The organism is Dactylosporangium sp. NPDC000521 (genome assembly GCF_042898305.1).
Taxonomy (GTDB): Bacteria; Actinomycetota; Actinomycetes; order Mycobacteriales; family Micromonosporaceae; genus Dactylosporangium.
Genome location: NZ_JBIAYW010000045.1, coordinates 24,439 through 37,824 on the forward strand (window position 1 = coordinate 24,439; position 13,386 = coordinate 37,824).

Genomic DNA, 13,386 nt, shown 5'->3' on the forward strand with positions numbered 1-13,386 from the left:
CCTCGTTGTGGCAGGGTGGCGCGGGTGACCGACACCCGGGCCGCCCTCGCCACCGTACTCGGCCACGCCGCCGCGGATTTCGTGCGGCAGCGGCTCGCGGTCATCCTGCGCCACCTGGATCCGGTCGCCGCGGCGCCGGTGCTCCGGCGGTACCTGAGCGACACCGACCCGACGGTGCGCTGGGTCGCCTCGACGCAACTGGCACATTGACAGTCCTCCCAGCCCTAAGGGCGGGGATTCCCTGGGTCACCCCAGGGGGTTCCTGCTTCACCGACGACTGCCCCGTCCGAGAGGACTCTCGTTGAGGTCTTACACCGCCTCCACAGGCAATCACGGAGAGCCCCTCCGCGAGAATGTTGCGGGCCGCGTTGACGTCCCGGTCGTGGACGGTGCCGCACCGGCAGGTCCAGGACCGTACGTGCAGCGGCATCCGTTCAGCGAGCGCACCACAGGCCGAGCACAGCTTGGACGACGGGAACCAGCGGTCCACGGCGACCAGGGTGCGGCCGTGCCATTGGGCCTTGTATTCGAGCATGGTGCGCAACTGCCGCCAGGCCGCGTCGCTGATGGCGCGAGCCAGGCTTCGGTTTTTGACCAGGTTGCGTACGGTCAGGTCCTCGATCACGATCGTTTGGTTTTCATGAACGAGTCGAGTGCTCAGTTTGTGCAGGTGGTCACGCCTGCGGTCGGTGATGCGGGCGTGGACGCGGGCGACCTTCAGCCGTGCCTTGGCCCGGTTCGCGGAGCCCTGCTCCTTGCGGGCGAGGTTGCGTTGGGCGCGGGCGAGCGCGGCCCGGCCGCGGCGCTCATGCTTCGGGTTGGCGATCTTCTCGCCGGTGGACAGGGTGAGCAGGCTGTTCAGTCCGGCGTCGACGCCGACCGCGCCCGTTGCCGCAGCGTCGGGGATCACATCATCGCAGAGCAGGGACACGAACCAGCGGCCCGCGGTGTCCTGGGACACGGTCACCGTGGACGGCGAGGCTCCCTCAGGCAGCGGCCGGGACCACACGATGTCCAGGGGCTCAGTCATCTTCGCCAGGGTGAGCCGGCCGTCGCGCCAACGGAACGCGCTGGTCGTGTACTCCGCGGAGCGGCGCGACCGCTTCTTGGACTTGAACGTCGGATACTTGGCACGCTTGGCCCAGAAGTTCGTGAACGCCACCTGCAGGTGGCGCAGCGCCTGCTGCAACGGCACGCAGGAGACCTCGTTGAGGAACGCCAGTTCCCCGGTCTTCTTCCACGCGGTCAGCATCGCGCTGGTGGCGTGGTAGTTGACCCGTTCCCGGCGCAGTGTCCACGCCTCGCTGCGGGCCTGCAACGCCAGGTTGTACACCAGCCGGACACACCCGAACGTCCGAGCAAGCTCGGCGGCCTGCCCGGGGGTCGGGTAGAAGCGGTACTTGAACGCCCGCTTCACCGTCCTGGACACGGCTCACACGATAGCCGCCTAGATGGTGAACCTTGCGGTGACCCACGGGCAAACGCCGATCCGTCTTGGCGGCGGATCGGCGTTCCCTGCCCTGCTGGGCAGGAGTTCCGTTTTCTCCCCGGCCCGAAGGCCGGAGTATCCACGGAAGGAATCCGATGACGCGGATGCTGACAGTTGGTGCGATCGTCCTCGGCGTCGACGACGTGGCGCGGGCCACCCGCTTCTGGCAGGAGGCGCTCGGGTACCGCCGGCACGAGACCGGGTTCGGGGGCGCCGCGACGATCCTCGTGCCACCGGACGGTGCCGGCACGCCGATCGCGCTGCAGCGCAACGTCACTCCCCCGCAGTCTCACCCGCGGATTCACCTGGACCTGCACGTCGCCGACGCCGCACTGCTGTCCTCCGAGGCGGCGCGGCTGGAATCACTCGGCGCGTCCCGGGTGGACTGGGACAGCTATCCGGCCGACCCCGACTTCGTGGTGCTCGCCGATCCGGACGGCAACCGGTTCTGCATCGTGAACCTGGGCCACGTGCCTTCGCTGTAGTCCACAGTGGACACTGCTGCGGATCTGACTGTTGCGGAGAACGACGTTGTGATGTTTCGGTGGGACAATGGCGGGGCACCGGGCGGTGCCGTGCGGAAGAAGGGGGAGCCGATGCGACTGGCCGTGCTCGATGTGGGCTCCAACACCGCCCACCTGCACGTGGTCGACGCCCACCCGGGAGGCCCGCCGCAGTCGGTGTTCCGGCTCAAGGCGCCGACCCTGCTCGCGGACTCCGTCGACGCGGACGGGGCGCTGTCCGACGAGGCCGTGGACCGGCTCGTGTCCGCCGTCACCGAGACCGTCGACGCCTCCCGCCGGCACGCCGTCACCGACCTGATCCCTCTCGCCACGGCGACGATCCGCGACGCCACCAACGTCGAGGAGATCCGCGACCGGGTCCGCGAGGTCACCGGCATCGAGCTGCGCTCGCTCAGCGGCGAGGACGAGGCCCGCGTGACGTTCCTCGCCGTCCGGCGCTGGCTCGGCGACTCCGCCGGCCCGCCCGACGCCCCGCTGCTCCTGCTCGACATCGGCGGCGCGACGACCGAGATCGCGGCCGGCTCCGGCGAGCAGCCCGGGTTCGCGGTCTCGCTGCCCCTCGGCGCGGCCCGCCTCACCCGCACCATGCTCCCGTGCCACCCCGCCCGCCGCCGAGACGTCGAGGCGGTCCACCGGCACGTGCTGCGCTCCGTCCGCCCGTATGCGTCGTCCGTGCCCGCCGGCGCGCTGCAGGTCGCGACGTCGAAGACGTTCAAGCAGCTCGCTCGGGTCGCGGGCGCCGAGGGCCGGCTCACGCTGCACGGCCTGCACGACTGGATCCCCCGCCTCACCGCGATGCGCCCCGAGGAGCGCGCCGCCCTGCCCGGCGTCGCCGCGAGCCGCTCCCGCCAGCTCCTCGCCGGCGCGGTCATCGCCGCCGCCACGATGGAAGCCCTCGGCATCGACCACGTCGACGTCTGCCCCTGGGCCCTGCGCGAAGGCCTCCTGCTCCGCCGCATCACGGAGCTGTCCCGCTCCTGACGCCGGGGCGGCGAGGGCAAGGCCGAGCCGTCCCACTTCCGTCCTCCTCCGCCGCTTTCCGATGTCAACGCCTGCGCAGAGGCCAGCGTCGGAGTCGCCCGGACGGTGTACCGTGCGCCGTGACCTCACGCCCTACGCCTACGGCGGCGACACCGACACGCTCCGGTTCGGCTGGGGTTACGTGAGCTACCGCCCGGAGTACGAGCGGCGCAACATCGGCTGGCTGAGCGCGGAGCACCCATTCGAGCAGGGCCCGGTGCCGGACTGGTTCGCCGGTGCGGTGCTCGACGCGATCGGCAATCCGTCCGTCAACCCGTACCGCGGCCTGCACGACTGCGAGTTCTGCCCGCCCGGCAAGGGCACCATCGCCGATCCGCGGCCGGGCGAAGGTTACCTGGCCTATCGCGAGATCCGGGTGCCGGCCGGGCCGGGCGTGATGTTCGCGGCGCCCGCCCTGATCTGGCACTACGTGACCGCGCACGAGTACCTGCCGCCGGCGGAGTTCGTCGAGGCGGTGCGGCACTACGACGCCGGCTGGGCGAACCAGCCAGGCCCCTGGATCCCCGCCGACGCGGAGCGCTTCGTCTACGGCCGCCCGCGCCCGACCTCGACGCGTCAGCAAGGCTGAATCCGGGCTGCGAGCCGCTGTCCCCGTGGTGTCAGGGGCCGTAGCGGCGGGTCGGGGCGGCGGGTTTCGGGCCTACGGGTTTACGGTCGGCGGGGGCCAGGCAGAGCTGGGTCTGCTCCTGCATCGCATAGGGCTGGCCGGGATCGGGGCACGAGCCCGCCGGGAAGACCCTGGCCGTGACGGTGTAGGCGTCGGGCTCGGTGCAGTCGACGCGGCGGGCCTGGGCGCCGTCCTGGCGGACGCACTGGCCGACCTGGATGGTGGACAGCTGCTCCGACGGCGCGACGGCGAGGCCGACCCACACGCCGGTGGCGATGGCCACGGCCGCGCCGGTGAGGGTGCCGGCGGTGACCTTCGCGGCGTGGACGACCTTCGACCTGGTGCTGCCGGCGCTGATGTTCGCGGGCTTGCGCCGCACCTTGGGGGTCTCCGGCGGCGCGGTCGTCGCGGGGGCGGGCGCCTGGACGAACGGCGGCTCGGACCCCGTCCAGGACTGCGGCGCAGGCTGCGGCGCGCCGGCCGGGTGAGGATGGGCGGCGGCGTAGGGGTCCACCCACGGGGGCTGGGGCGGCGCGGAGGTCGGGGCCGCGGGCGACCCCGATGCCGGATAGGTGGCCCACGCCTGGTGCGGGACGAACGCCTCCTGCGGTTCCCACGCCTCCTGCTGGTGCCACGCCTCCTGCTGGTGCCAGGACTCCTGGGTGGCCGGCGCCATGTATGGAGCGGCCACGTGCGGGTCCCATGCCTCCTGGTGACCGGATGCCGCGCTCCACTCGTGCTGGGCCGCGACGGCGTACGGGTCCGGCGCCATGCGCGGGTCCCAGGCCGCCTGGGCGGCGGGCGCCTCGTGTGTGCCCCAGTGATCCTGCGGCACCTCGTCATGGGCCGGGGCCTCGTGCGGGTCCCAGGTGTCGTCCTGCGCCGAGGCGGCCGGGGATGCTGACGCCCGCTGGCGGCCGGAGCCGGGGTGCCTGCCGTACGTCCTGCGCCGGGCGCCCGGCGAGTGGTCCGCGACGGACGCACGCGCGGCGGACGCCGGGTGCGCGACGGGGGCCGGCTGCTCGACCGGGGGCTCCGGCTCGGTGTCGGGCACGTGCGAGACAGCGGACGCGTGCGCCCTGGACGCCGGGTGCGGGACGCGCGGCGGCTCCGGCTCCGGCGGCTCGACGACCTCGGGCTCCGACGGACTCGCGTCAACCACCGCGTCAACCACCACGTCGGCTGCCGGCGGCCCAGAAACAGGCGGCCCGGAAACAGGCAATGCCGAAACAGGCGGGGCTGAGACCGGCGGCGCTGAGACCGGCGGGGCTGAGACCGGCGGGGCTGAGACCGGCGGGGCCGAGACCGGTGACGCCGCGGCCGGCGGTACATCAGCCGGCGACGCAGCAGGCGAGGTCGGTGCGGACCCCGATGGCACGCCGGCGGACGACGGCGCGAAGGGCGACGGCCCGGAAGTCGGCGCCACGAAGTGCGCCGGACCGGCAGCGGCGGACGCGAACGGCGAAGGCCCAGCGGTGGGCGGCGTGAAGACGGGCGGGAAGACGGGCGGCGTCGACACCGGCGCAGCGGAGACCGGTGGTGCTGAGACGGGCGGAGCGTCGGCGGCGCCGCGGGCGGACGTGGGCGGTGCGTCCGCCGCATCCACACCGGCGGCGGCCGCGCGGGAGGCGGCCACGGCGGAAATGGCGGCGGCCGTGGCACGGCGCGGGCGGCGGGCGGCGGTGCGGGGGCGGACCGGCAGGCAGCCGTCGGCGACCGCGAGCGTCGGGCGGCGGTCCAGGGTCGGCTCGAAGCCGAGCCGGTCGCGCAGCAGCCGGGACACGAGCGGGATGCGGGAGGCGCCGCCGATGAGCAGCACGCCGGCGACCTCCTCCGCCGTGATGCCCGCCTCCGTGATCGCGCCGCAGGTGGCCTCGACCGTCCGGTCGAGCAGCGGGCGGGCGACCCGCTCCAGATCTTTCCGGTCCAACAAGACCGATTCCTCGAACAGCGGCACCTGGATCGTGGTGGACTCGGCCACAGAGAGCAGTTCCTTGGCGGCGCGGACCTCCTCGAGCAGGCGCCGGCCGGCCCGCCAGTCCTCGACCGTCTGCGGGCGGGTGAGCCGCTCCCACCGGATGGTGTCGTCGGCGAGCACGGCACCGAGGTGCCGGACGATGGCCGCGTCGAGGTCGAGGCCGCCCGCGTCGGACAGGCCGCGCTGCGCGAGCACCTCGAACGTCGCGTCCGTCCGGCACACGACAGCGGCGTCGAAGGTGCCGGCGCCCAGGTCGTACACGATGAGGGACATGCCGTCGGGGACGTCGAGGGTGCCGGAGTCGACGACGTGCAGGGCCGCCGCGACGGGCTCGGCGACCAGCCGCGTGGGGCCTAGGCCGATCTTCGCGGCGGCGCGGGTGAGCGTCTGCTGCCTGCGGCGGTCCCAGCAGGCGGGATGGCTGAGGGTCACGGTGCTCATCGGCTCGCCCGCGACGCGCCGCGCCTCGGCCGCCACGCGGGCCAGGACCGCCGCGTACAGGTCGGTGACCGGGCACTCGACCCCGCCGAGAACGACGCCGCCGGTGTCGACGCAGCGCTTCGGGTACGCGGCGAGCCGGTCCGGGTACGCCTGGCCGAGGACGAGGGCGTCACGGCCGACGAGCAGGTGCGGCGCGTTGTCCAGACACGTCGCGGACGGCATGAACTCCTCGCCGTCGAACAACAGCGGATGGTGCACGCCGTCCGGCCCCGCGAGCACCGCGACGGTGTTCGAGGTGCCGAGGTCGACGCTCAGCTGATAGCCTCCCACCCTTTCAGGCTAAATGTCCCACAGGCCCGTTGTCTCACGGTTGGTACGGTGGCGCGACACCCCACCCCCAGCGCGGCACGGGCGCCTCCTTCGGTGGCTGCGCGCCCGGCGGTTCATCGTTGTCGACGTCGCTCGTGCCGCCACCTCCGAGCCTCGCCCCGGTCCTGCAGGCCCTCTACGACTGGGGCCCCCGCACCGGCACCCCCGTCGGCTGGTCCCGCACGATCAGCAGGGTCTTCCCCAGGGTCTCGCGGGACTCGATCGCGGCGTGGGCGTCGGCGGCACGGGCGAGCGGGAAGGTCTGGCCGATGACGGGGCGCAGGCGGCCCTCGGCGGCGGCTCGCAGGGCACGGGCCGCCAGTTCCGGGGCGCGCCGGCCGATCTGCTGCAGCTCGGGGAAGCCGAACGCCGTCACGCCCGCGCCGGGCTGGGTGGGCGGGCCGCCCGCGGCGCCGTGGACGACGAACCGGCCGGCGGTCACCGCGAGGGCTTCGCGGCCGACGGTCCCGCCGACCCCGTCGTACACGACGTCGAGATCCTTGAACGGCCCGGTCCAGCCGGGGGCGGTGTAGTCGACGGCCTCGGCGCCGAGGTCGCGGATCAGGGCAAGCTTCCGCTCCCCCGACGCCGCCCCGATGACGCGCGCCCCGGCATCCAGGGCGAGCTGCACGAGGAGGCTGCCGACGCCGCCCGCGGCCGCCTCGACGAGCACGGTCTCACCCGGCCGTGGGGCGGCGACCTCGTGCAGGCCGAGCGCGGTCCGGCCGTCGGTGACGAGCGCGGTCGCGTCCTGCGTGGACACGCCGTCCGGGATGAGGACCGTGTCGCGGACCGCGGCGACGGCCAGCTCCGCGTAGCCACCGGTGCCGTTCAGGCTCGCCACGACCCGCCGCCCGACGAGCGCCGGGTCGCCGCCCGGCCCGACCGCGGCGACGGTCCCGCCGACCCCGTTGCCGAGCACGGCCGGCGGGACCGCGCCCGCTCTCGGGGCCCGGCCGGCCCGGGTCTGCGTCTCGATGAACGTGATCCCGGCCACCTCCACCCGGATCAACACCTCACCCGGCCCGGGGACCGGCTCCTCCGCCTCCCCCAGCTCCAGCACCGACGGGGGACCGACCGCACGCCACCACACAGCTCGCATCACCCGCCGATCGTGCGACCTCAACCTCGGTTCAGGTCAAGCCCGCGGTTGCCGTGATCCGATATATGTTGACGATGGACTATCCGGCGTACCTCGCGACGATGCCGATGCACGCGATCACCGAGGTCTACGGAGAGGATGGGCTGCGCGAGCGGTACCGCCTCGAGGTGCAGCGGTTCGCCCCTGAGGAGCGGGCGCGGCTGGTCGCGGCGCTGGAGCTGGCGGCGCGGCTGCACAAGGACGACCGGCGGGTGCGGGAGCCGTACGTCAACCACCTGCTGCGCGTGGCGATCCGGGTCATGCACCACTACGAGATCAGCGACGTCGACGTGATCGTGGCGGCGGTGCTGCACGACGCGGTCGAGGACCACCCGGACGAGCTGGCCGGCACGCCCGGCGCGACGCCGGAGGCGGCCCTGGCGGTGCTCGCCGCCCACTTCGGCGACCGGACCGCGCGGCTCGTCGCGGCCGTCACCAACCCGGTCTACGACCCTGCGGTCGACAAGCACACGCAGTACCGGCAACACGTGCGCGACAGCCTGGAACGGGAGCCGTGGGCGCGGGTGCTGAAGGTCTCCGACTTCACGGACAACGGCGTCGGCGTCATCCACACCACGGGGCCGAAGGTCGCCTCGTCCGCGGCGAAGTACCGGCCGCTCGTCCCCGTCCTGCGCGAGCTGGTCGCCCGCCCGGACACCCCGCTGTCCCGGCTGGTGAAGCAGCACATCTTCCGCCAGCTCGACCTCGCCGAGGAGCGCTTCGCCGCGATCCTGGACCCGGCGTGACGGGGCTGGTGACGGCGCTACGCGGTGACCCTGACGGCGCCGGGAAGGTCGCCGGCGTCGGCCCAGCGGTAGGCGGTGGTGAGGCCGCGCGGGTCGAGGTGCAGGGCGTTGAGGATGAGGCGGTGCTGGAACTCGGCGTAGACCGGGCCGGTGCCGTCGAACTCGCCGCGCAGCGCCCGGCCGAGGCGGGTGGTGTCGACCTCGCCGGCGCCGAACGGGGCGAGGCGGTCGGCGTCGTCCGGGGCGGGGCGGTCGGAGCGGTACCGGTGCACGAACCGGCCCTCCCGGTAGGCCTCCAGCTGCAGCCAGTCGGAGTCCTCGACCACGTTGGCCAGGGTCGCCCAGCCGGTGCCGGCGCCGATGCGCTCCGCCAGGTCACCCGGGTCGGCGAAGTCGAGGGCGCCCTCGCGCGGGATGACCGCGGTCCGGTTGGGCGCCGCGGGCAGCGCGATCGCGTCGACGCCGGCCACGGCCAGCGCGTCGCAGACCGGCCCGAGCGTGGCGGCCACGAGCAGCGTCTGGTAGCTCGTCCCCATGCGCTGACGGTACCGTGACGGCGATGGACGACTGGCGCAAAGACCGTATCCGGTCAGCACTGGAAGGTCGCAATCCGACCGTGCTGGCGCGGTTGTCATCGGGGTTCGCGGTGATCGGCGACACGCAGTTCCTGCCGGGCTACTGCCTCCTGCTGTCCGACGATCCCACGGCGGATCGCCTGGCCGACCTGTCGCGCTTCCGGCGCCTGGCCTTCCTGGCGGACGTGGACCTCATCGGCGAGGCGGTGCAGACCGTGTGCGCGCGGCACGACCCACAGTTCAGCCGGGTCAACTACAGCGTGTTCGGCAACCTGGACCCGATCCTGCACGCGCACATCCACCCGCGGTACGCGTGGGAGCCGCCGGAGCTGCTGCGCGGCCCGGTCAGCCACTACCCGGCCGCGGCGCGGATGGTGCCACTGGGGCCGGGGCACGACCAGCTGCGGACGGACCTCGCCGCGGAGATCGCCCGGCTGAGCACCGAATACGACGAGCCGGCCCTCATCCCGGAGGACTTTCCCGGCCTCTAGTAACGCAGTCCAGCGACGGCGGACACGCTGTTGTCACCCTCTCCACCGATCCGGCCGAGGCGGAGGCGTTCGCCACGTACCTCGCCGCGCACCTGCCGGCGACCTACCTGCAGCGGCCCGCTGGCCGTGCTCGCGCCCGCCGCCGCATCACCGCCGCCGACCTGCGCCGCGCCTAGGATTGGTGGCGTGACGATCCTCGTGACCGGCGCTACCGGCAACGTGGGCAGGCTCGTGGTCCGGCGGCTCGCGGCGCGGGGGGCGCGGGTCCGCGCCCTGACCCGCACGCCCGGCACCGCACGGTTTCCCGATGGCGTCGAGGTGCTCGGCGGTGACCTCGACGACCCGGCGTCGCTCGCCGGCGCGCTCGGCGGGGTCTCGCGGATGTACCTGTTCCCGGTCGCCCGCACCGCGCGTGACGTGGTGGAGCTGGCGGCGTGCGCCGGCGTCGAGCGGATCGTCACACTGTCCTCGGGCGCCGTCACCGGCGGGTACGACACCGACTTCCACCTGCCGGTCGAGCGGGCCGTCGAGGGCTCCGGCCTGCGGTGGACGCACGTGCGCCCCGGCGAGTTCATGCTCAACAAGCTGTGGCTGTGGGGCCCGTCGATCCGCGCCGAAAGCGTCGTCCGCGAGCCCTTCCCCGACGCCGCGTGGTGCCCGGTCCACGAGGCGGACATCGCCGACGTCGCCGCCGCGGCGCTGCTGGAGGACGGGCACCACGGCATGGCGTATGACGTCAACGGCCCCGCGCTGATCACCCGCCGGGCGCAGGTGGACGCGATCGCCGCGGCGGTCGGGCGACCCGTGCGCCTCGAGGTGGTGACCGCGACGCAGGCCCGGAAGCTGTACCACGCGCAGGGCGGCTTCGCGGCGGCGAACGCCGACTTCCTGCTCGGCTTCGAGGACTACTCCGGCAACGCGCCCGCCGCCGGGGCGGTCGAGGTGGCCGCGCCGGTCCCGGTGGAGCTGCCGACGGCGACACCGGTGACCGGACGGCCGGCCCGCACGTTCGCGGAGTGGGCCCACGACCACGCGGCCGACTTCACCTGACGACTGCCGTGTCCCCCGCCGGCGCCGGTCGTGGTCACCCGTGACCGGCGCCGAACGCGTCGTTGACGGTGGGGAAGATGGGGACGCTCAGGCCGGTCAGCGTGAGGATGCGCAGCGGCATGGAGCCGGGGGCGGCCACGAGGTACACCTGCAGCCCTTTCGCGCTGCAGGTGGTGGTGAACTGCAGGAACAGCCGGACGGCGGCGGCGCTGAGCAGCCCGACGGCGAGCAGGTCGACGATGACCAGGGTGGGCGGCGGCATGGCCGCCACCGCGGCCCGGCACCCGGCCTGCACGGCCTCGCTGGTGTCGGCGTCGACGTCGCCGACGATCCGCAGGATGAGGGCTTCGGGGGTGATGGCCGGTGTGACGACGACGTGGGCACGGTCAGGGTCCATGGTTCACCGTTCTGCCGTGCTGAGAAGAGCCGGGCGCGGTGCGGGTCGTCAGTCGTCGGTTCCGTTCTCGGAGACGCGATCGGAGTCGCGGGTGTCGTGGTCGAGGGCGACCAGCGACATGACCGCTTCCGCGGGGAGCGGTCGATGACGTTGGTGGTCAGCTCCATCACGGCGCGCATGATGGCATCGGCATCGGGCCCGCCGACACGCGCACCCGCCAGCCAGGCCCGCACCCGCTCCCGGGCCACCGCCAGCGACTCGTGCTCGTCTTCATCAGGCAATTCGAGGAGTCTCCATGGCCAGCGGTCGATGCAACTCCTCATTACCACCATTGCGGCCGGACCGCACGATCGACCCACCGTGCGCTCATCCGATCGGGTCCGCCGGCACGTTCACCGCCTGGAACGACAGGCCGGGATCGTAGTCCTTGCGCCCGGTTCCTACTGACCGGACAGGACGGCGGACAGGGCGCTCGCCTGGGTGCGCCAGTCCGCGGGGGCGGTGGAGGAGGCGGCCCAGCGGGAGCTGACCCGGTTCAGGGTGTCCCGGCCGTTCCACACGGTGTTCGCCTGCGTGGTGCGGAAGGCCTGGAACTGGGTGCCCGCCTCAGCGAGGTACCCCATGAAGATCCCCTTGAACTGCTTGCCGTTGTCGTCGCAGGTGGCCGGTGCGACATCGCAGGCCTCGGTGAGCACGCCGGAGCGGACCAGCGGCGAGGCGAGCGCGGCCGTGCCGAGCTGCCGGGCGCGGTCCTGGTACGCGGCGGTGCCGGTGGCGCGGTAGAGCTCCATGGCGGCGCCGATCGCGAGGCCCTGGTTGTAGCTCCACACCGTCTGCCCGTTGTTGGCGCAGCCGGCGGTGAGCCCGTCGTTGACCAGACCGGAAGCGTTGATCATGCCGCTGGCGGTGAACCAGTTCCACGAGGTGACGGCGCGCTGCAGCCAGGTGGTGTCGCCGGCGAGGCGGTTGTGCAGGGCCGCGGTGAGCCGCACGTACAGGCCGATCGTGACCGCGTTCTTGTAGGTGCGCTCCCGGTCCCACCAGACGCCGCCACCGCACGTGGACGTGTCCCAGAACCCGTGGACGTAGGCGGCGATGGTGACCGCCTCGTCGAGGTATGCGCGGTCGCCGGTGAGGTCGTAGGCGGCGATCCACGTCAGGCCCCACCAGGCGCTGTCGTCGATGGAGCGGCTGATGAAGTGCCCGTCGATCGGGTCGGAGGAGCGGGCGCCGGCCGGGAACGCGACCCGGTTCACGTCGAACGTCCGGCGCACCGTCCACAGGTACCGGGTGTCGCCGGTGCGCTGGGTGTAGTCGATGACGGTGCGCAGCGCGACGGCGGAGTTCCACCAGCTCGACGGCCACCACGCGGTGTTCGGGTCGTAGGAGTACATCAGCGCGTCGGCCATCGCGGAGGGCCGGTTCGACGACGGCCGGGCCCACGCGGTGCAGGCGACGGACCCGGCCCGGCCGCAGGCGCGGATCGCGCCGCCGTACAGCAGCGACACGGGATCGGCGGTGTTGAACCTGGCGGTGCGCGACGCCGTGGTGCGGCCGAGCAGCGAGCCGCCGGGCCAGGATGCGCCGGCGTCCCAGGAGCGGTCCAGCCACACCTCGTCGCCGGCCTGCGCGCCCGACATGGTGCCCCACGCCATCCCGGCCGCGTCCAGGTGCAGCGCGAACGTCCGTCCGTTGAGGGCGGTCGTCCTGGCGGTTTCGGCGTCGGTACCGCCTGAGGCCCCGTCGCACGTCGGCGCGCACAGCGGCAGGTGGCGCCAGCCGGTGCAGGCGACCCCGCGGGCGTCGCCGCACGCGCGGATCACGCCCCGCCGGTGGTGCGACGGGTCGCCGGCGTTGTACATGAGGGTGCGGGTGCCGGTCCAGGTGCCCGGGATCGACGCCTTGCCGAGCAGCCCTTCCCACGTGGCGCCGCCGTCGAAGGACCGGTCGAGCCACACCGAGTCGCCGAGGACGCCCGCGTCGATGCTGCCCCACGCCATACCGTCCACATCGGACACATGCAGCACGAGGCGGCGGCCGTTGATCAGGACGGTCGGGACGGGGAACGTCTCCTGCCGTGCGAGGGACGGGTCGCGGGTGTCGCAGTACAGCGCACAGATCGCGGTCGCGGCGTGCGCGGCCGGCCCGGGCAGCACGAAGAACCCGAGCAGCAGCAGGGTCGCCAGGACGCGTCGCATGATGACGTCCCGGCGGGACGCGTGTGGCATCGATGTCACGCTGGGCTCCCCATGGCGGTGGAAAGGGGCGGACGGATCGACATCAGCAAACATTTCCGAACGTGAACTGTCAACAGTCCTTATCAATATTCACGAAAGCCAACGGCCATCCGCGCGACAGCGGCCGGACCGGCGGGGTTGGTAGCTGTTGACATATCGTGCATCTTTGGCGCTCTTTAAAGCAGCTATAATGCTCTCGTGAACTTGAAGGAATGGGCGGCGTCGACCGGCATCGCGTACATCACCGCTCGGCGGCAGTACGCGGCCGGAACGCTGCCCGTTCCCACCTACCGGATCGGG

At 73.1% G+C, this 13,386-nt stretch carries 12 protein-coding genes; 6 read left to right on the forward strand and 6 right to left on the reverse strand.

Going from position 1 to position 13,386, the window contains the following annotated elements:
* Window positions 1–100: 100 nt before the first annotated feature.
* On the reverse strand, window positions 101–1,429 hold the full coding sequence (locus tag ACFY3L_RS53695) for an RNA-guided endonuclease InsQ/TnpB family protein (RefSeq protein WP_389343470.1): 1,329 nt from the start codon (window positions 1,427–1,429) through the stop codon (window positions 101–103).
* A gap of 164 nt (window positions 1,430–1,593) precedes the next feature.
* On the opposite strand from ACFY3L_RS53695, the gene ACFY3L_RS53700 reads away from it, so the two are divergent.
* From ACFY3L_RS53700 to ACFY3L_RS53710, 3 genes are all read left to right on the forward strand, one after another.
* Entirely contained in the window at window positions 1,594–1,974 is a 381-nt protein-coding gene (locus tag ACFY3L_RS53700; RefSeq protein ID WP_389343472.1) for a VOC family protein, read from the forward strand.
* Between the two features lie 111 nt (window positions 1,975–2,085).
* The gene (locus ACFY3L_RS53705) at window positions 2,086–2,994 is read left to right on the forward strand and encodes a Ppx/GppA phosphatase family protein (RefSeq protein WP_389343474.1); all 909 of its coding nucleotides are present in this window, start codon (window positions 2,086–2,088) and stop codon (window positions 2,992–2,994) included.
* Window positions 2,995–3,106: 112 nt separating this feature from the next.
* The gene (locus ACFY3L_RS53710) at window positions 3,107–3,622 is read left to right on the forward strand and encodes a hypothetical protein (RefSeq protein ID WP_389343477.1); all 516 of its coding nucleotides are present in this window, start codon (window positions 3,107–3,109) and stop codon (window positions 3,620–3,622) included.
* A 31-nt stretch (window positions 3,623–3,653) separates the two neighbouring features.
* Here ACFY3L_RS53710 and ACFY3L_RS53715 read toward each other — a convergent pair whose 3' ends face one another.
* Window positions 3,654–6,410 carry an Hsp70 family protein gene (locus ACFY3L_RS53715; RefSeq protein WP_389343480.1) on the reverse strand — a complete coding sequence of 919 codons (2,757 nt, stop codon included), beginning with the start codon at window positions 6,408–6,410 and terminating at the stop codon, window positions 3,654–3,656.
* 175 nt (window positions 6,411–6,585) lie between these two features.
* A complete protein-coding gene (locus ACFY3L_RS53720; protein ID WP_389343497.1) occupies window positions 6,586–7,551 on the reverse strand; it encodes a zinc-binding dehydrogenase in 966 nt (321 codons plus the stop codon).
* A 74-nt stretch (window positions 7,552–7,625) separates the two neighbouring features.
* Here ACFY3L_RS53720 and ACFY3L_RS53725 point away from each other — a divergent pair, with 74 nt between their 5' ends.
* Window positions 7,626–8,336 (forward strand): HD domain-containing protein, encoded by a 711-nt coding sequence (locus ACFY3L_RS53725; RefSeq protein ID WP_389343483.1) that lies wholly within the window; start codon window positions 7,626–7,628, stop codon window positions 8,334–8,336.
* Window positions 8,337–8,353: 17 nt separating this feature from the next.
* Here ACFY3L_RS53725 and ACFY3L_RS53730 read toward each other — a convergent pair whose 3' ends face one another.
* Window positions 8,354–8,872 carry a hypothetical protein gene (locus tag ACFY3L_RS53730; protein WP_389343486.1) on the reverse strand — a complete coding sequence of 173 codons (519 nt, stop codon included), beginning with the start codon at window positions 8,870–8,872 and terminating at the stop codon, window positions 8,354–8,356.
* 80 nt (window positions 8,873–8,952) lie between these two features.
* Between ACFY3L_RS53730 and ACFY3L_RS53735 the strand changes: the two genes are divergently transcribed.
* Together ACFY3L_RS53735 and ACFY3L_RS53740 are read left to right on the forward strand one after the other, a co-directional pair.
* On the forward strand, window positions 8,953–9,402 hold the full coding sequence (locus tag ACFY3L_RS53735) for a diadenosine tetraphosphate hydrolase (RefSeq protein ID WP_389343489.1): 450 nt from the start codon (window positions 8,953–8,955) through the stop codon (window positions 9,400–9,402).
* Window positions 9,403–9,588: 186 nt separating this feature from the next.
* Window positions 9,589–10,452: an SDR family oxidoreductase gene (locus tag ACFY3L_RS53740; protein WP_389343492.1), complete on the forward strand. Its 864-nt coding sequence runs from the start codon at window positions 9,589–9,591 to the stop codon at window positions 10,450–10,452.
* Between the two features lie 34 nt (window positions 10,453–10,486).
* Here the strand turns inward: ACFY3L_RS53740 and ACFY3L_RS53745 are convergent, their stop codons facing one another.
* Window positions 10,487–10,849, reverse strand: a complete 363-nt coding sequence (locus ACFY3L_RS53745; protein ID WP_389343494.1) for an STAS domain-containing protein — start codon at window positions 10,847–10,849, stop codon at window positions 10,487–10,489.
* Between the two features lie 440 nt (window positions 10,850–11,289).
* The gene (locus ACFY3L_RS53750; RefSeq protein ID WP_389343500.1) at window positions 11,290–13,077 is read right to left on the reverse strand and encodes a glycoside hydrolase family 76 protein; all 1,788 of its coding nucleotides are present in this window, start codon (window positions 13,075–13,077) and stop codon (window positions 11,290–11,292) included.
* Window positions 13,078–13,386: the final 309 nt, after the last annotated feature.